This window comes from Salinibacter sp. 10B, from assembly GCF_002954405.1.
Taxonomy (GTDB): domain Bacteria; phylum Bacteroidota; class Rhodothermia; order Rhodothermales; family Salinibacteraceae; genus Salinibacter.
Genome location: NZ_MQWC01000004.1, coordinates 985,689 through 1,002,356, shown reverse-complemented (window position 1 = coordinate 1,002,356; position 16,668 = coordinate 985,689). Strand labels below are relative to the sequence as shown.

At 61.8% G+C, this 16,668-nt stretch carries 18 protein-coding genes; 11 read left to right on the top strand and 7 right to left on the bottom strand.

What is annotated here, in order from left to right; all coding sequences use genetic code 11:
* Positions 1–3: 3 nt before the first annotated feature.
* Positions 4–435, bottom strand: coding sequence for a hypothetical protein (locus BSZ35_RS04425; RefSeq protein WP_105011313.1), 432 nt, complete (start codon positions 433–435; stop codon positions 4–6).
* Between BSZ35_RS04425 and BSZ35_RS04420 the strand changes: the two genes are divergently transcribed.
* Positions 434–1,396 carry a hypothetical protein gene (locus BSZ35_RS04420; protein ID WP_105011312.1) on the top strand — a complete coding sequence of 321 codons (963 nt, stop codon included), beginning with the start codon at positions 434–436 and terminating at the stop codon, positions 1,394–1,396. The two genes, BSZ35_RS04425 and BSZ35_RS04420, sit on opposite strands and share 2 nt — an antisense overlap.
* Positions 1,397–1,474: 78 nt before the next feature.
* Here BSZ35_RS04420 and BSZ35_RS04415 read toward each other — a convergent pair whose 3' ends face one another.
* The 4 genes from BSZ35_RS04415 to cruF all read right to left on the bottom strand — a co-directional run bounded on the left by BSZ35_RS04415 (position 1,475) and on the right by cruF (position 4,784).
* A complete protein-coding gene (locus BSZ35_RS04415; RefSeq protein WP_105011311.1) occupies positions 1,475–2,101 on the bottom strand; it encodes a hypothetical protein in 627 nt (208 codons plus the stop codon).
* Positions 2,102–2,115: 14 nt separating this feature from the next.
* Positions 2,116–2,793, bottom strand: a complete 678-nt coding sequence (locus tag BSZ35_RS04410) for an acyltransferase (protein ID WP_105011310.1) — start codon at positions 2,791–2,793, stop codon at positions 2,116–2,118.
* Between the two features lie 182 nt (positions 2,794–2,975).
* The gene (locus tag BSZ35_RS04405) at positions 2,976–3,881 is read right to left on the bottom strand and encodes a phytoene/squalene synthase family protein (RefSeq protein WP_105011309.1); all 906 of its coding nucleotides are present in this window, start codon (positions 3,879–3,881) and stop codon (positions 2,976–2,978) included.
* Positions 3,882–3,914: 33 nt separating this feature from the next.
* Positions 3,915–4,784 carry a bisanhydrobacterioruberin hydratase CruF gene (gene cruF, locus BSZ35_RS04400; RefSeq protein WP_105011308.1) on the bottom strand — a complete coding sequence of 290 codons (870 nt, stop codon included), beginning with the start codon at positions 4,782–4,784 and terminating at the stop codon, positions 3,915–3,917.
* Positions 4,785–4,943: 159 nt separating this feature from the next.
* Between cruF and BSZ35_RS04395 the strand changes: the two genes are divergently transcribed.
* The 3 genes from BSZ35_RS04395 to BSZ35_RS04385 all read left to right on the top strand — a co-directional run bounded on the left by BSZ35_RS04395 (position 4,944) and on the right by BSZ35_RS04385 (position 6,948).
* Entirely contained in the window at positions 4,944–5,603 is a 660-nt protein-coding gene (locus BSZ35_RS04395; protein ID WP_258096069.1) for a WbqC family protein, read from the top strand.
* A gap of 337 nt (positions 5,604–5,940) precedes the next feature.
* Positions 5,941–6,495 (top strand): dCTP deaminase, encoded by a 555-nt coding sequence (gene dcd, locus BSZ35_RS04390; RefSeq protein ID WP_105011306.1) that lies wholly within the window; start codon positions 5,941–5,943, stop codon positions 6,493–6,495.
* A 171-nt stretch (positions 6,496–6,666) separates the two neighbouring features.
* Positions 6,667–6,948, top strand: coding sequence for a hypothetical protein (locus BSZ35_RS04385; RefSeq protein ID WP_105011305.1), 282 nt, complete (start codon positions 6,667–6,669; stop codon positions 6,946–6,948).
* A 24-nt stretch (positions 6,949–6,972) separates the two neighbouring features.
* Here BSZ35_RS04385 and BSZ35_RS04380 read toward each other — a convergent pair whose 3' ends face one another.
* Positions 6,973–7,896, bottom strand: coding sequence for a dihydrodipicolinate synthase family protein (locus BSZ35_RS04380; protein WP_105011304.1), 924 nt, complete (start codon positions 7,894–7,896; stop codon positions 6,973–6,975).
* A gap of 230 nt (positions 7,897–8,126) precedes the next feature.
* Between BSZ35_RS04380 and BSZ35_RS04375 the strand changes: the two genes are divergently transcribed.
* Positions 8,127–8,624 carry a histidine phosphatase family protein gene (locus tag BSZ35_RS04375; RefSeq protein ID WP_181149178.1) on the top strand — a complete coding sequence of 166 codons (498 nt, stop codon included), beginning with the start codon at positions 8,127–8,129 and terminating at the stop codon, positions 8,622–8,624.
* A gap of 33 nt (positions 8,625–8,657) precedes the next feature.
* Here BSZ35_RS04375 and BSZ35_RS04370 read toward each other — a convergent pair whose 3' ends face one another.
* Complete coding sequence (locus BSZ35_RS04370; RefSeq protein WP_105011302.1) at positions 8,658–9,491, bottom strand: ZIP family metal transporter; 834 nt, start codon at positions 9,489–9,491, stop codon at positions 8,658–8,660.
* 184 nt (positions 9,492–9,675) lie between these two features.
* Here BSZ35_RS04370 and BSZ35_RS04365 point away from each other — a divergent pair, with 184 nt between their 5' ends.
* From BSZ35_RS04365 to hflX, 6 genes are all read left to right on the top strand, one after another.
* The gene (locus tag BSZ35_RS04365) at positions 9,676–10,023 is read left to right on the top strand and encodes a hypothetical protein (protein WP_105011301.1); all 348 of its coding nucleotides are present in this window, start codon (positions 9,676–9,678) and stop codon (positions 10,021–10,023) included.
* A 15-nt stretch (positions 10,024–10,038) separates the two neighbouring features.
* Positions 10,039–11,055, top strand: coding sequence for an RNA 3'-terminal phosphate cyclase (gene rtcA / locus BSZ35_RS04360; protein ID WP_105011300.1), 1,017 nt, complete (start codon positions 10,039–10,041; stop codon positions 11,053–11,055).
* A gap of 244 nt (positions 11,056–11,299) precedes the next feature.
* Positions 11,300–11,962 (top strand): class I SAM-dependent methyltransferase, encoded by a 663-nt coding sequence (locus BSZ35_RS04355; RefSeq protein ID WP_105011299.1) that lies wholly within the window; start codon positions 11,300–11,302, stop codon positions 11,960–11,962.
* Between the two features lie 239 nt (positions 11,963–12,201).
* Complete coding sequence (locus BSZ35_RS04350) at positions 12,202–14,322, top strand: BatA domain-containing protein (RefSeq protein WP_258096068.1); 2,121 nt, start codon at positions 12,202–12,204, stop codon at positions 14,320–14,322.
* Positions 14,323–14,337: 15 nt separating this feature from the next.
* Complete coding sequence (locus BSZ35_RS04345; RefSeq protein ID WP_146109999.1) at positions 14,338–14,970, top strand: hypothetical protein; 633 nt, start codon at positions 14,338–14,340, stop codon at positions 14,968–14,970.
* A 266-nt stretch (positions 14,971–15,236) separates the two neighbouring features.
* Positions 15,237–16,589: a GTPase HflX gene (hflX, locus tag BSZ35_RS04340; protein ID WP_105011297.1), complete on the top strand. Its 1,353-nt coding sequence runs from the start codon at positions 15,237–15,239 to the stop codon at positions 16,587–16,589.
* The last annotated feature ends 79 nt before the right edge of the window (positions 16,590–16,668 follow it).

The window sequence follows — 16,668 nt, the reverse complement described above, 5'->3', positions numbered from 1 at the left end:
AGCTCATAGTAGCGCGCCGACACCAAGCTGGAGGAATGGTTCAAGGGCTGCGTGTGGGCGAAAGACAGCTACTCCGGCTACCTGCCAAAGGGTGAATTCGGATCCAAGCGTCTCACGACCGAACTCAACGACCTGTTTGAGATCATCGCCCGTCCGCGGGTCCAGGTCCTGCTGGATATCAGTGAAGAAGTGGCACTCGAAGAGGTCCGCCTCTGCGTCGAGCCGCGCACGTTCCAGCCCGGACTTATGCAGCTTACAGAAGTATCCCTTTCGCTTACGTCCGACTTCCTCGTGGTCGGCGACGAGACACACCTCGACAAAACAGCCAGTTCTCTCGACTCGGCCGGCCAGGTGGCCCGTTCGGGGGACGACACGCTCCAGCAGTCCACCTGGAGGTGGGACGGATCCGCCGTCGAGGAGCCCGTTTTTCATCATGGAGGGGCCGTGGAGCCGCCGGATTGCAGCCAAGTTTACGAGCGAGTGGGGCGTGAAGGATGTCGAGACGGTGATGGCCGACGAGAAGGGGTACGAGGCCGACGGGCGGGCGGCGATGAAGCAGTTGCAGTGGTGGGAGGAGGCACGGACGGCGCGCTCAGAGGCGGGCCTGTCCGTAGAGCTGCCGGAGGATTCCACCGTGAGGCACTACCACCCGGTGGGGGCGCTGGAGGCGATCCGGCCCCGGTTTACGGCCGAGGGAGACGCCACCACACTCGACGGCCCGGTCGAGACGGTCGAGGACGTGGCCGAGCAGGCGATCGGGGTTCTCGGCTACAACGGGGATCTCTCCAGTCTGCCGGAGAATCAGGATAGTGAGAAAATGCCAAATAAATTCGAGAAGGTACGGGCGGAGATGGACTACGAGCGATCCAGTGAGAGCAATCTGACAATTAAGGTCGCGGCCCCGGCGACTGAAGATGCGGAGGAATTCGCGCACGTTCACTTTGAAGCAAACCGGCACGGACACACCTCCTTCAACGGAACGAACTACTTTCTCGGCATCTTCGCCACGAGCACCGGAGCCGATGATCCTGAGCTCTATGAAATGTTGCAGGCGAACGGCCCGGTTGAGGGTGTGCCAGGCCGAACGCCTGTCGACAGCGCGACCGATGCTCTGATGGACTGGTTCGGTGTGATGGAGAAAAACATCTGGGCAGCACTGAACGAGTCTGAAGGGGCGTTTCGGGCGCTCAACACCTACGACACGGCGTTTCTGTCTGTGGGGCCGGTCCAGCAGACGGCGGGGGCGGGTGAGGCGAAAGGCAAGTTTCAGGGGGCGCTCGATACCCTTCGGGAAAATGCCCCCGACACGTACTGGCACCCCTATGGGCAGTCTGGACGATGGCCCATAGGGGAAGCAATTCAGGTCGGTGCTAAATGGGCCTGCTACGAACGTTGAGGCGAGCGTTGCGACACGACCGGAAAGAGAGGTTGCACAGAATCAAGATGCGGTCCTTGACGTGAATTGGCAGGAGGACTACACCTCCGGCGGATCCTCCAAGAATTGTCGGTACAGCGGGGGCGGCGAGGTGGAGAGGAGCCGATCGTGGAGGGAGGCCGCTTCCTCCGTTTGTCCCGCTTCGCGCAACGCCAGCCACTCCCACACGTGGGCTTCCGTCGTTGTGATGCCGATGGAGGGAGTGTGCTCCACCATCTGGGCAAGGCGATCAAATCGATCGGCGGCCGCATCGGCGTCGCGCCCCGCGATGGCCGGCCGGAAGAGAAGAGATTGGCCTTCGATCAGTAGAACGTAGGGGGCGTCGGGATCAAGTTTTTTTGCCGTCTTGAGGACGTTCGCCGAGCGGCGCCCGTAGGAGACGGCGCTGAAGATGGAGGCCTCGCCGGCTCGGTACGACCAGAGTCCCGACAAAAGCGCGTGCTCGCGGGCCGATCCGTCGTTCAACTGCTTTGGCAAGTTGTCCAGGAGGGACGCGTCTTCAGTGAGCGGGTACAGGCGGTAGCGGGACAGCAGCGAGTCCGCTCGGGAATCGGCACGGCGGAGTAGGGAGCGAAGGGCCTCGGCGTCCTGCTGGGCGTAGGCGTGCTGTACCTGTTCGGCAAAAGAGACGTTCAACGACACGGCGAGAATCAGCAGAAGGAGCATGACGGGGCCTGGAGTCAAAGATACCGTTTGAAGAACGGGGTTGCGAACGAGAAGCTCCATCGTTCCGATGCACTGCGGCCTCCTTCCGAAAGGCAGTGGAGGGGCGAATGATCCGTGCGGTGGAGGCGATTCCAGTGAGCTGTGAGGCGGTCGTGCTCTTGGCCGTCCGCGTCGTGGGCGGGGCCGCCGGTCAAAAAGGCTGTGGGACGGGCGTGCCCACGCCAGGTGACGTGAATCGCAAGCGGGAACCACTGGGCCTGTGGATACAACGAGGCGAGGCGCTGCAGGACATTCGGGTCAAACGGGGCGATTGCCTCGTCCGGCGACTGCAGCTCGCCTCCGGGATAGTAGATGAGCACAGTGCTTGGGGTCTCGCGGAAGCGGCGGGCAGTGCGGCGGAGGGTGGCGGCACGTCGGGTCGAATCGTCCGGGGGGAAGGGCTGTGCGCCGACGGCTCCGAAGAACGGAAACCGATCCCACTCCGCCATCCAGAGGGTAGCTGAGCGGTTCAGGTGGTGTTGGAAGAGCAGCCAGCCGAGGTGGCCGTCGTAGTAGTGATGATGATTGGCATATGCAATGAGAGGCCCCTCGGGCAAGGGTGGGGGCCACGTTCCTACCCAGTATACGCGTCGGAATGCACGGCGGAGGTCATACTGGAGCATTGCCTCCACGAGCCATCGTACGGGATCCACGGGCGGACAAGCGCAGGTGAGTAGACAATGACGTGAGCGGCGGAGCCCCTTCGGAGCATCGGGGTTGGCAGTACAGACGGATTGGCGGAAGGGGGCGGAGGCCGGGAGCGGAAACGCTTGAAGGGGAAGAGGGGGAGCAGGACTCGGCGGACAACCGTTCGCCTAGCGTCCCGGGTCCAGGATCAGGTGCGGAGGCGGGCCTTGCGCCAGTCGTAGTTGTCGTATGCCACGAGCAGGAGCTTGCGACTCATTGAGACGTATGCACGATGGTTGAGGTTGTCGTATTCGTTGGCGCGAACCTCGTTCAAGATTTCTCGATACATGCGGGCGGCAGCCCGAATGCCCACACGAGTGCGGAAGGGGAGAGCGGCGATGCCGTCATAGCTATCGCGGTAGTGCTGCTCGGCGGCCGTCATGGCGGCTTCCAGCAACGAAGCATACCCCTCAACGCACCGCCCCTCGGCCAGAGCCCTTCGGGAGACGTCATACTTCTCTAGCCATTCGGTCGGAAGGTAGACGCGCCCAAGATGGTCAATGTCCTCCCCGACGTCCCGGACGATGTTTGTGATTTGCATGGCGATGCCAAGCTGGCGGGCAGCGGTTTCGAGGGTATCGAACCGCCCATTGTCGCTGAGGAAGGGGAGCATCATGGCCCCCACACTCCCCCCAACCAGGTTCGAGTAGTCGATCAGATCCTGCTTCGTTTCAATGGGCCGATCTTGGAGGTCCCATACTGCTCCTTCGATGAGTTCTTCTAGCGGCGTTCGGTGCAGATTGTACTGGTCGTGCACCTCGGCCAGGCGGCGCCACAGTACCTCGTCGTCGGGAGGATGGCCGGCAAGGGTCTCGTCGAGGCGGTCGCGCACCGTGGCGACCTCGTCGAGCGCCCGCTCCGGCCCGACCTCCAGTACCCGCTGGTCCGCGATGGAGTCGACGCGGCGACAGAAGAGGTAGAGCGTGGCGATCGGCATCTGCACCGACCGCGGGAGGAACCGGGCTGCGAGGGAGAAGGTGCGGGAGTGGTACCGAAAGGATTCCCAGATCCACTGGTTTTCGTCGGCGCGGGTGTCGAGCGTGGCCGTGGACATGGTGAAAGCGAACCCAGCGAGCAGATAAGCGAGTTACGAGCGGGCGACGGCGAGCGTTCGGGGCACGAAGGTCGGATCCGTTGCCCAGAGGAGCAGGAACGGGAGAATCGTCGTCAGCGTCCCGATGAGGGCCGCCAGGTATAGGCCTCGAAGCAGGCAGATGGCCAGAGGGAAGAAGCAGTTGAGCGCGTAAAGCCAGGGAGCCCAGTCGTTTTGGATGTCACGGTTGCCCCGCATCCATTCGTATCCCAGCATGATGACAAGGGTGACCCCGAACCAGCCCCCCCAGTTTGAGAGGGGCATGCCGAAGTAGAAGCCGTCGGTGCCGTACTGCCAAAACGGGAAGGCCTGATTCATGGCCGGGTCGAGCGACACGTCCCACAGCACCATAAAGATCGTTCCCAGCAGGAGGGACGACCAGCGCTTCTGCGTGACGCGCCGGGCAAGGTCGAGCGACACGATCGACATCGCAAACCAGGACGGAGGGATAAAGTATGGCACGTGTCCGGCAATCTTCGGGCCCAGCCATTCCGTGTAGTAATATTCGCCGAACGGAAGGGAGACGCCCCCGACCGTCAGGAGTCCCGTCGTTCCAATCAGCTCCCCAGCAGCCCCGACGGCACATCCCCACACAACAAATCCCCAGAGCCGTTTCCACCCCAAAGTGGGGCCGTACATGAGCACCGGCAGAATCGCAAGCATCGTCATGAACGTCCAGGTCGGCGTCTTCACGAGTTTCGTGTAGACGGGACCGAAAAGGGACATCGTCGAGGGAAACAGATTCAGCAACAGCATGCCGGCAACGCTGAAGCCAATCGAGCCCACGAACAGCCAGAAGCCGAACTGAAACAGTAGGTCGATGTTGTCTTGCAGGTCCCGGCGATGCCCGTCAGTCGAAGACATTGGCAGTGAGCGAGTGCGTGCGAGATGTGTTTAAATTGCGCGCGGCGGCCGGCCGAAAGAGGACCGGTTGCCCGGTGTACGGATACAATCGAAACGATTGCGCTGTTTGATTGCCGGGACTGCCCGTCTCGGTCATACCAAGGACGATTCCCCAAAGGCATGATTGCCGTTCAACCGCCCGAGTACTTTCCGCCCCTGGCCTATACGGCTCTTCTTCAGCACGTGGACCACTTCGTACTCGCCGACACGTTCCGGTTCCGACGGGAAAGATTTCAGAACCGTAGCAAACTTCGAAACGCACAGGGAACGCACTGGATTACGATTCCACTCTTTGGCCAGCCCGATGGGGCCCGTTTACACACCATCGACATTGAGACGGGGGGACGCTGGCGGGAGAAGCACTGGCGGTCGTTTATGTACGACTACCGGACGACTATGTATTTTGAGTTCTACGAAGATGACTTCCGGCCGTTCTTCGACGAGGAATGGTCGAATCTGGCCGACTGCACCTGTCGCTCCGTGGCGTTGCAGGCAGAACTCTTCGGCCTGGATACGTCGCTCACGCGAGCGTCAGCTCTTGACGGCGCACCGAGCACAATTCCTGAGGTGGTGGAGGCGGTGGGGGCAGAGACGGTCGTCGTTCCTGAATCGGAGGACATCCCGACGATCGAGGGGGTCACGGTCGACGTCTTTTCCTACGAGCATCCCACCTACCATCAGAATTTTGAGGGCTTTGAATCAGGCGTCTCGGCCATGGATCTCGCGTTTAATTATGGGCGAGAGGCTCCCCGCATGCTAGCGGATGGGCAAGACAAATGAATGGGGGAAGGGGGCGTCGGCACGGTCGGTCAACCGTTCGTTTCGTTGAAAAGACAGTCAAACCTAGACAGCTCCGGCTGATATGTGAATCAGAACAACGGGGGGATTCTGAGGTCGAGGCGAGGGACGGTGCTGCTTCAAATCCGAATGACGCGCCCAGAGAGGGGGACACGACCATTTGGGGCTCAAGCTGTTTGACTGTGGTTGGACCTCTGGTTGGGGCGCTCGGGTGTGTGGCTCCCGTGCTTCCGTTCCGACCGGCGACTTGACCTTTCCGGGCCCTTCCCCCTAGCTTCCCATCGTTCATTGAACCGAACACCCGTATGCATTGCATTCCATGATTCTGCCCGATCACAAGATTCGCACCCTCGCCACCGAGCACGACATGATCGATCCGTTCGTGGACGGGCAGGTGCGAGAGGACGTGGTAAGTTACGGCCTCAGTTCCTTCGGTTACGACATGCGGGTGGCGGGTGAATTTCGGGTATTTACGCCCAACATCCATAACAGCGTGGTCGACCCGAAGGAGATCGACGAGCGGGCCATGGTGGAGTACGAGGTCGACGACCACATTCTCATTCCTCCCAATTCGTACGTCCTGGGGCGCTCCATTGAGTACTTCGAAATGCCGTCGGACGTATTGGCGATTGTGCTCGGCAAGTCGACCTACGCCCGGTCGGGGATCATTGTAAACGTAACGCCGCTAGAGCCGGGGTGGGAGGGGCACGTGACGATTGAGGTGAGCAACGCCACGCCGCTTCCTGCCAAAGTGTACGCGAATGAGGGCATCGCGCAGGTGGTCTTCCTGCAGGGGGAACCGCCGGAGATTTCGTACGCCGACAAGAAGGGCAAGTACCAGCACCAGGAAGGGATCACGCTACCGAAGCTGTAATCTCAGCGTTCATTCTCGGTTGCGTCCTGAAGAGAGGGAACGCTCCGGATCCGTTCTCTCCCGATGGGCCGGGACCGATGTGAAGGAGCGCCTCTGTGGGATCGGAATCGATTAACCGGAAGCGGCGTTCATGAAACGCAGCCTACTTCTTTCGCTGAACCTTCGGTTTCTATGGCTTCGGACGCATCCTCAGAGACGACCTCCTCGTCTAGCTTCTCCTTTCGCAAGTGGGGGCTGGCGGCGGTACTGCTAGCGTTTTTTTCCTACCTGCTGTGGTTCGTAATTAATCCTTATCGCAACCAGCCGTACGTTGAGTATCCCCACGGGGACCACGTGCACTACGCCCCCAAGGACCGAAACGAAAACGTCCCGATCAGCCGATTTCCGACGCGCCCCCCGGAGCCGGGCGAGCGGATTACGCCGGAGGGGGAGATCGTGCCGGAGGGACAGTAACCTCACGACCATCGGAGGGCGGTCCTAGTTGAGTGCGTCTTCGACCTCCGTCCAAAGCGATGCATGGAGGGACTGCAGACGTGAGGTTTCGTCCTCGTCCAGCGGAGCAAGGGGCGGTCGCACCTGTGTCCAGGCCGGGGCGTCGTGGCGCCAGGCGAGGAGTTGCTTGATGGCAGGAATCGTAGGAAACTGCGACAGGCGCGTTCGGAGTTCCGTGAGCGTTGACTGAGCGGAGGCGACCTGTGCGTCGTTTTCCCAGTCGCGTACGGCTTGTTGAGCAAGCGGAGCCGTGACGTTCACGGTGGCAGAGATACACCCCGCCCCCCCAGCCCGCAACAGGGGGGTCAGGTGCCGCTCCGAGCCCGCAAACACCTGCAGGTCCGGAAAGGAGGAGCAGAGGGCATCCTGGTGGTCCCACTCGCCACTCGAATCCTTGATGCCGGCAATCTGGTCCGGATACTGTTCCCGCAGCCGCTCGATGACGGGAAACGGAATGGGGACGTGGGTGAGCTCCGGGTAATGGTAGAAGTACAGTCGAAGGTCGTCGTTGCCGACGGCGTCGATGAGGCCTTCATAGGTGCGGGCAAGCCCATCGTCGGTCACGTCGGTAAAGTGGAAGGGGGGCAGCACCAGGACCCCGCCCACCCCGTGTTCGGTTGCGTGGGCCGTGAGCTCTGCGGCGTCGGGAAGCGGAAGCGCCCCGGTGCCCACGAGAAGCTGATGCGGCGAAACCCCGGCGTCCAGAACGGCATCCAGCGCCCGCCGACGCTCCTCTACGGTGAAAGACAGGCCTTCGCCGGTTGTCCCGAAGAGAAGCGCGGCGTCACAGCCCTCGTCTAAGAGCGTTTGGACGTGCGAGGCGAGGGCCGCCCCGTCCGGTTGGCCTGCAGTGTCGAGGGGCGTGAGGCTGGCAGCAATGACGCCGTTTGGGAGTGACGGAGTCGACATGAGACAAGGGGCATGTGCAGAAAGAAGTGACTGTGGGACGGGAGCCATGCGGTCGGCAGAGTCCCCGCCGACGATGGCCCGCATTATTCACACATATGCACTGCGGGCGGCACGTGCTTCTGCTTCGCTCTCTTTTCACCACGATCGGGCGAGCCGTCCGTTTGGTTGAGAACAGTGTTCGTATCGCCCGTCGACCATTCCGTTCACACTGCCATCGGATCCACGCCGTCATGAATACACTTTATTTACTTCGACACGCCGATGCCGAGCCGGGCCGGTCGTACGACGATGATCGCGACCGCCCCCTTACAGAAGAGGGCTATCACGACGCAGGCCGATTGGGCCAACTGCTGGCCGCGACCGATCAGTTGCCCGATGGGATTGTCACCTCTCCCGCCGTACGGGCGCGTCAGACGGCGGAAGCCCTATCCGAGCGGGGCCAGTGGCAGGTCGAGGTGCCGCTTCGGTCCTCCCATGCGCTCTACCAGGCCCAGCCCGCCGATGTGCTGGAAGAGATCCAAGCCCTATCGGACGAGCGTCGCGCCGTACTGCTGGTGGGGCACGAACCGGCCTGGAGCACGGCCGTCAGCCAATTGCTAGGGTCGGCCAATGTCTCGCTTCCTCCCGGCACTTGTGTTCGGATTGATACTGAGGCCCCATCGTGGCGGGAGGTGCGGTTTGGGGAGGGGCGGCTACGGTGGATGCTGCCCCCCACTCTCTTGCGGTAGAGGGTCCATCGACGGGCCGCTGTGAGAGGAGCATCATCCGAGGGCGACGTCCATCACCATCATGACGGCAAAGCCCGTCATGGCTCCCATCGTGGCGAGGTCTGTGTTTCCGTGGCGCTGCGACTCTGGGATGAGCTCCTCCACCACGACGTAGATCATGGCTCCGGCGGCGAAGGACAGGGCATATGGAAGGGCGGGACGGACGGCGAGCACGGCAGCGGCTCCGCCCACGGCCGAGAGTGGCTCTACCACCCCGGACAGCTGGCCGTACCAGAAGCTGCGGCCTCGCGAGATGCCCTCTCCCCGCAACGGCATAGACACGGCAATGCCCTCCGGGAAGTTTTGAAGTCCAATGCCTATGGCAAGCGTAATTGCAGCGGCCAGCGTGGCCCCTGTGGCCACCTCCAACTGAAGGGCGGCGGCCCCGAACGTAACGCCCACGGCCAGCCCTTCGGGGATGTTGTGGAGCGTGATGGCCAGTACGAGCAGCGTGGCGCGGCGCCAAGACGTATCTAGCCCTTCTGCCTCCGAGAGTTTGGCTCCTGGGTGGAGGTGGGGCAGGAGGGCATCGGCCACGCGCAGGAAGACCCCGCCAACCAGGAACCCGATCACGGCAGGAATCCACCCCGCGACGCCCTGTGCTTCGGCCATTTCGATGGAGGGGACAAGGAGGGACCAAAAACTGGCTGCGATCATGACGCCTGCGGCAAACCCCATCATGGCGTCGAGGAGCTTTCGGTTTACCTGTCGAGTCACGAACACCACGGAAGCTCCGAGGGCCGTCACGCCCCACGTGAAGCATCCGGCAAGGAGTGATTGAAGTAGGGGCGAGAGATCCCGAAACCATGCTGCGAGAAAAGCGCCCATTGAGATCAAGCAGTATCAGAAAGTGTAGTCCATCCCTTCAAGGGAGGCGTTTCGCCTCAAAAATACAAGAGGACTGAAAAATCAGTCTGGATACGACGAGGGACGCCTCACATAGAACCTGGCGCCCGATGATGAATAGAGATCAACGTCCATCTGTTGCTCAACAAGCAGACCTGCAGTTGTTATGGCCGACCTTTCCGACGGCGAGTACATGCTCTCCAACATTCAGTGGCGCAAGCGCGATCAAGAATCGGCGCTGCGCCCCCTCCGTGGGTTCTCCACCGGTAAGCTTTACGTCAGTGGCCGCTCGGCGCGGGTGGAGGCCCGGTTTACCGACCAAAATCTCTCGAATCGATTCAGCGACCTGGAGGAGGACGGCGTGCCGGTGACGCTGCAGGTGACGCTGCTTGGCGAGAAGGACGTGTATCTGCTTCCCGGGCGCACTCCGACGCTCGAACGGAACGTGGCCTGTTACATTCTTCGGGTCAAAGGGAAGAGCAAAGAGCTTTCCACCGTTCATGCTGCCGCGTAGCGCAGAGGAAGGGGTATGATTGAAATTGACGGTTCCATGGGAGAGGGGGGCGGGCAAATCGTGCGAACGGCTCTCAGCCTGTCCCTCACGACACAGCGGTCCATCCGTCTCACGAATATTCGGACCAACCGCTCGCGTCCTGGCCTGCGCCCACAGCACGTGGCTGCCGTACAGGCTGCCGCGACCATCGGAGAGGCCGCGGTCTCGGAAGTGCAAGAGGGCACCCGAACACTCACGTTCGAGCCGTCGACGGTCGTGCCCGGTACCTACCGCTTCGACGTCGGCACGGCCGGCAGTGCGATCCTCGTACTGCAGACGGCCCTGCTCCCGCTTCTCACAGCCCCCCGCTCATCCCGCGTCACCGTTACGGGCGGCACCCACAACCGCTTTGCTCCCCCGTTCGACTTCTTCGCGGCTACGTTTCTTCCGATCGTCGAGCGGATGGGACCCACACTGCGCGCCACACTCGACCGTCCCGGCTTTTATCCGAAGGGGGGCGGCCGCTGCACGGTGGACGTGCAGCCAGTGGGCGAGCTGGAGCCACTTACCCTCACGGAGCGCGGGGCCTCACGACCCTTCCGGATTCGGGCCATTGTTGCGAATCTGCCCCGTCACATCGCTGAACGGGAAATCGCAACGTTGCAGGAAGCCCTGTCGGTTGAGATTGGGGAGACGCGCATCGACACGCCGTCGTCCCTGAGTGCGGGCAATGCCCTGTTGTTGGAGGTGCCGTTTCAGCACGTAACCGAGGTCATAAGCGGTATTGGGGAAAAGGGGCTGCCCGCCGAACAGGTGGCGATGGGGGTGGCGGAGGCGGCAGAGTCGTATCTGGATGCCGAGGTGCCGGTGGGTCCGCATCTCGCCGATCAACTGCTGTTGCCGCTGGCGCTGGGCGGAGGACAGTTTCGCACGACGGCCCTCACCACGCACACGCAGACGAACGCCGCTGTCATTGAGCGCTTCCTCGGGAATTGCTTTTCGGTGGTCGATGCGACGGATGGATGGAGCATCTCGGCTTCTCCCCATTCCTGAGATGGATCGGCACGGGACTGAAGGGGGGCGAGGTCATTGGACGCACTCCGCAGGGCCAGTGACGCGTCGGGGGACTGTACAGCAAGAAGAGGGAGCGCTCCTTGAGAAGATCCCACGACCCTGCTGGTTGTGGCAACGGGGCTTGAACCCACCCCGTCCCCACTCGTAGCTTGCGTCCCCCGAAGCCCATCATTCGGGCACATCCCTGTAGACTCTCGATCCTGCGTAGCTTTCCTCGCTTGCCATGTCTCGCAAAACCCTTGGCCTTCCCGACGACCTCCACGAGTACCTCCTTTCGGTCTCCCTCCGCGAGTCGGAGATAATGACACGACTCCGGAAAGACATGGCCGAGCATCCGGAGTCACAGATGCAGATTGCCCCGGAGCAGGCGCAGTTCTTCCAGTTTCTCGTGCGGCTCATTGGCGCGCGGCGATCCCTGGAGATAGGGGTCTTTACTGGCTACAGTGCGCTCGCCGTGGCCGAGGTGCTGCCCCCGAATGGGACGCTAGTGGCCTGTGATGTCAGCGAGGAGTATACCGATGTGGCGCGGCGCTACTGGCGAGAGGCCGGAGTGGAGGAGCGCATCGATCTGCGCATCGCGCCGGCTGAGGAGACGCTGTCGGAGTTGCTGGACAACGGACAGGCGGGAACGTTCGATTTTGTCTTCATCGACGCCGACAAGGAGTCGTACGATACCTACTATGAACAGTCCTTACAGTTGCTGCGTCCCGGTGGGGTCCTTGCCCTTGACAATATGTTTCGCGGAGGACAAGTCACCGAGCCGGCCCCCGATGATGAAAGCATTCAGGCCATCCGGAGACTTAACGAGAAGCTACATGGGGACGAGCGCATTGACCTGACCGTCCTCCCGCTGGCCGACGGCGTAACGCTGGCAATGAAGCGGTAAATTCGTGAAGAGAGGCCCGGCTCGGTCACGATCGGTTTCCAGAGAGTGTTGGAGCGGCAAAGGTGCGTTCCAAACTGGCTGCTGGGGGGCATCATGAGAGTTGGGGGAGAGAGGCGAGCCAAAGGAAATATTCGAACGACAGGACGGATGGGCGGACCGCATAACCGACCGCTGGAACGCGGACACTTCCCGTACGGTAGCAGGCGGCCCCGTTTCGTTGTCAGAAGTGTCGTCCGCCTGTGTCGTTTCTGAATCCGTTTGCACTCCTCGCAATGGCGGCAGTGGTCGTGCCGCTGTTCCTGCACCTGTTCAACCTGCGCCAGCCCGCCACGGTCGATTTCAGTTCCCTGGCGTTCGTGAAAGAGCTCCAGGAGACGGCGGTGCAGCGCGTGCGCATTAAGGAATGGCTGCTTCTGGCCTTGCGGATGCTGGCGATTGCGAGCCTGGTTATGGCGTTTGCGCAGCCCACCCTTACCGGTGATCTGGCCGGCGTCGGCTCCTCGGTTCGAACGGCCCACGCGCTGGTGGTGGACAACTCATTGTCCATGCAAGTAGAAGGGGAGCAGGGCGGCTTGGCGCTCGACCGAGCGAAGGCGAAGGGGCAGGGAATGTTGGACACGGTCGAAGAGGGCGATGAAGTACTGGTCTGGCCTACGGCGCAAAGCGGACAGGGGGCGCCGTCCCTAGGGACGAACGTCGGGGTAGCACGAGAGACCCTGTCCAACCTGGAGCCTCGCGCGGGCGCTTCCGCACTGGCCCGAGCGGTCGTGCGGGCCGGAGAGGCTGTGGCGAAATCGGAGGCCCCCCGTCGCATCGTCTATGTGGCAGGCGATTTCCAGCGCAGCACGCTCGGGGATTCGGTGGCCACACAGCTTCCGGACGGCGTGCAGATACGTCTTCTACCGGTCGAGACTCGGGACCCGGCGAACGTGGGCATTACGGACGTAACGGTGACGAGCCGGATTGCAGAAGAAGGGCAGCCGGTTCAACTCGAAGCGACCCTCGTGAATTACGGGAGGGAAACGCTTACCGACTACGTCGCCAGTGTATATTTGGAAGGACAGCGCGTAGCTCAGGCCACGACCACTCTGGAGCCGGGGCTGGAGACGACGGTTTCGTTTACAGTGACACCGCAGCAGCGGGGTTGGCTCCGCGGCGCCGTCGAAACGGAAGAGGACGACTTTCCCGCCGATGATCGGCACCACTTTACGCTCAACGTGCCCCAGGAGCGGCGGATACTGGTGGTACGGGGCAACGGGCAGCAGACCCGGTACGTGGACCTTGCGCTCTCGTCGGAGATGATTGCGGACCGCATTGCATTTCGAACGACGGGCATCGACGAGGGGACGCTCGCGTCGGCCGAGCTGGGGAGGTATGAGGCGGTGCTCCTCGTGGGGCCGCGCACGCTGTCGACTGGGGAGGTCGATGCACTGTCCCGATACGTAGAGCGGGGCGGAGGGATCTTGCTCTTTCCGAGTGAGCAGGCCGGGCCGGAGGCCTACAATCCGCTCCTTACTGCCCTTGATGCGGGGACGATTCAGGGCGTAAGTGGCACGCCGGCTGGTCAGCAGTCCATTGCGTCGTTTGCACGAGTGGATTTGGAGCACCCGCTGTTCGAAGGGGTATTCAACCGAGAACGGCGGCCGGATGCACAGGTGGAGCAACCGCAGATCTACTACACGATGAATCTGCGGCCCTCTGGACGTTCGGGGCAGACGCTCATCGAACTCACGAGCGGCCTCCCGTTCCTTCACGAGGTGCGTCACGGGGGCGGGGCGCTGCTGTGGATGGCCGTTGCGCCCACGCCTCGATGGAGTGATCTGCCGGTCCGGGGGCTGTTCATCCCCTTCCTTTATCGGTCGGTCTACTACCTCTCAGCAGGGACCTCCGTCTCCGGCGAGCAGTTGGTGGCCGGGGCGCCCGGCGAACTGCGGATTTCTGGACTCGCGCCGGGGACCTCGCTCCGACTCGTGGGGCCGGGCGGAACGGAGAGAGCGCCCGAGCAGCGCAGCCTCTTTGGGGCTACGCTCCTGCAGGTGGGGCGCACACTCCATACGCCGGGCGTCTACGATATACAGGCAGGGGAGCGGCTCGTGCGTCGGATCGCGGTGAATGTGGATCCGGCAGAGTCGGATCTCCGAATCGCACCCGTCGATAGTGCAGCATCGCATCTGCAATCGGTGCTAGGGGCGACCGTCCAGTCCGTGTCTGGCACCGGGGCGGCGGACGTTGCACAAACGCTGCGGACCCGGCAAGCAGGCACCGAGATTTGGAACGTCTTTTTGCTCCTGGCGTTGATTTTCCTCGTTACTGAGATGCTTGTGGCGAGTCAGTGGCGTCCCGAGACGGCCGCAACGTAACGCGCTGAGGCGCTCGTGTCCCCCTTCCTGTTCATCGGTGGTCGCCTTTCGTCCGTGTTCACCTTTGCCGACGTACTTGCGGTGCTTCACGCGACAGGGCTTGTGCTCTTCGTTGGGGGAACGGCCACGCTCATGATTATGGCCGTGATCCGTCGACTGCGGCTTCGGCGTCCCCTACTGGTCTGGCGCACAGGAGGACTAACCCGCGCTCCAATTGCTCCTTCTCTCTTTTTGCTTCTGGTGGGGGTGGGGCTCGTTCTGGCACATATTTATGAGGTTACCGTGTTTTCAAGCATTGCGGTCGGGTATCTGGCCGGCGGGGTCTTCTGGTTTGTCGCGTCGTGGCTTGCCCGATCCACCGTCATTACGGAGTATGGGCTCGTGCCGGACCTGCCGCGTGTCCATCATGCTGTTGTGTGGAGTCAGGTGGTCGACTACGTCTCGACCGTTCGAAACGGACGGCCGCACTTCGTCTTTCTGTACCGGGATCGGGAACGCCAAGAGCATCATCGTCTCGATTTGCCTGTGCCGGAGCGCTATGAGGAAGAGTTTCGGCAGATTCTCGCGACTAAACTCGACGCCTCCCACGCTTTTGCAGAGGGACGTTCGATCGCCGAAATGATCGGCGATCAGGAGGAGGAAGCCTGATCAACGGTTCGGAGGTCCGTACGGCCCTTCCGGGGAACGTCGGAGCGGCGTCTGCCCGGGCGCTCGGGCAAAGCGTGCAACACCAATTTGGCCCATAGGTATACCGGTCCATGAAGACATCATGGACGAATGGGGACGCATCGCAGCGACTGGTTCTTCACGATCCCGGGAACTGTTCGCTCCCCGGAGAGGGATCGGAACGCACCGTGGGTTCGTTGAACGCAGTGTGATCGCTCGTACTTTCCCTTCATAAGTGCCCATCGCCGTTGTTTACACCCGAAGAGAAGACAAAAGATGCCGAGACCGCAATCATCGTGGGCGTCATCACGCCGCAGCAATCGCGCTTTGAGGTGCGTGACCACCTGAATGAGCTGGAGCACCTGGCGAATACGGCCGGGGCCGAGGTGACCGATCGGCTCACCCAGTCGCTCAATAGTCCGGATCCGGCTACGTTTATTGGGTCCGGCAAGGTGAGCGAGTTGGGCCGGCTTACGAAAAAGCGAGATACGGATCTCGTGATTTTCGACGATGAGCTCAGCCCCGTTCAGGTCAAGAACATCGAGAAGCAGATCGATTGTAAGCTGCTGGACCGATCTGGGCTCATTCTTGATATCTTTGCGAGTCGTGCACAGACGCGCGCGGCAAAGACGCAGGTTGAACTTGCCCAGCTCGACTATCTTCGGTCACGTCTCACGCGGCGCTGGACGCACCTTTCCCGTCAGGAGGGCGGCATTGGTACGAAGGGGCCGGGCGAGAAGCAGATTGAGATGGACCGGCGGATGATCGACAAGCGCATGTCGAAGCTGCGCGACAAGCTCGACAAGATAGATCAGCAGCGGCAGACGCAGCGCAAGGGTCGCAATGAGCACACTACCGTCTCGCTCGTCGGCTACACCAATGCGGGCAAGTCCACGCTGCTCAACGCGTTGGCTGACGAGAACGTCTTTGCGGAGGATCGTCTCTTTGCCACGCTCGACGCCACGACGCGCACCGTGGAGCTCGATGACAACAAAGAGGTGCTCATGTCCGATACGGTCGGCTTCATTCGCAAGCTCCCGCACCGGCTCATCGAAAGCTTTAAGAGCACCCTCGACGAGGTGCGGGAGAGCGATGTGCTCATGCACGTGGTGGACGTCACGCATCCCAATTTCGAGGAGCAGATGCAGGTCGTCAACGAAACGCTGGGGGAACTGGATTCCGATGATAAACCGACCCTCGTGGTGTTCAACAAAGTGGATGCCCTGGAGGATCGAAGTCTTCTCCGCGCCCTCCGCGACGAGCACCCGGACGCGTCATTTATCTCGGCTCTTCGCGGGATCGGGCTGGAACAGCTGAAGGAGGATCTACTCGGTCTCATCGAGAAGGACTATGTGGAGCGAGTGACGTATGTGCCGGTCACTGAGCCAGAAGCAATTGCAAAAATCCACCGCTTGTCCGACGTTTTGGACGAGGAGTACATGTACGCCGAGAACGGCGAAGACGAAGGGCCGCAAGCAGTCGCCCGCATGCGGTTTCGCGCCTCTCCGCGCAATGACGACCGTCTTCGCCAGATGCTTGAGTCATTTGCGAAGCTTCGCCCTGTGGTGGATGACGATGTGCCCGTTCAGGAGGCGGAGTAGTGTGTCGGAAACGAGAGGCCCGACGGAGGTGACGGTTCTGGAACTTCCCTCCGGTATGGTCGAGTCTCTGGTAACGGCA

Bases quoted from the DNA above. Each gene is read 5' to 3' on its own strand.
- BSZ35_RS04420 (WP_105011312.1), top strand. From the start codon at position 434: ATGGAGGGGCCGTGGAGCCGCCGGATTGCAGCCAAGTTTACGAGCGAG.
- BSZ35_RS04425 (WP_105011313.1), bottom strand. From the start codon at position 435: ATGATGAAAAACGGGCTCCTCGACGGCGGATCCGTCCCACCTCCAGGT.
- BSZ35_RS04415 (WP_105011311.1), bottom strand. From the start codon at position 2,101: ATGCTCCTTCTGCTGATTCTCGCCGTGTCGTTGAACGTCTCTTTTGCC.
- BSZ35_RS04405 (WP_105011309.1), bottom strand. From the start codon at position 3,881: ATGTCCACGGCCACGCTCGACACCCGCGCCGACGAAAACCAGTGGATC.
- cruF (WP_105011308.1), bottom strand. From the start codon at position 4,784: ATGTCTTCGACTGACGGGCATCGCCGGGACCTGCAAGACAACATCGAC.
- BSZ35_RS04395 (WP_258096069.1), top strand. From the start codon at position 4,944: ATGATTGCCGTTCAACCGCCCGAGTACTTTCCGCCCCTGGCCTATACG.
- dcd (WP_105011306.1), top strand. From the start codon at position 5,941: ATGATTCTGCCCGATCACAAGATTCGCACCCTCGCCACCGAGCACGAC.
- BSZ35_RS04385 (WP_105011305.1), top strand. From the start codon at position 6,667: ATGGCTTCGGACGCATCCTCAGAGACGACCTCCTCGTCTAGCTTCTCC.
- BSZ35_RS04380 (WP_105011304.1), bottom strand. From the start codon at position 7,896: ATGTCGACTCCGTCACTCCCAAACGGCGTCATTGCTGCCAGCCTCACG.
- BSZ35_RS04375 (WP_181149178.1), top strand. From the start codon at position 8,127: ATGAATACACTTTATTTACTTCGACACGCCGATGCCGAGCCGGGCCGG.
- BSZ35_RS04370 (WP_105011302.1), bottom strand. From the start codon at position 9,491: ATGGGCGCTTTTCTCGCAGCATGGTTTCGGGATCTCTCGCCCCTACTT.
- BSZ35_RS04365 (WP_105011301.1), top strand. From the start codon at position 9,676: ATGGCCGACCTTTCCGACGGCGAGTACATGCTCTCCAACATTCAGTGG.
- rtcA (WP_105011300.1), top strand. From the start codon at position 10,039: ATGATTGAAATTGACGGTTCCATGGGAGAGGGGGGCGGGCAAATCGTG.
- BSZ35_RS04355 (WP_105011299.1), top strand. From the start codon at position 11,300: ATGTCTCGCAAAACCCTTGGCCTTCCCGACGACCTCCACGAGTACCTC.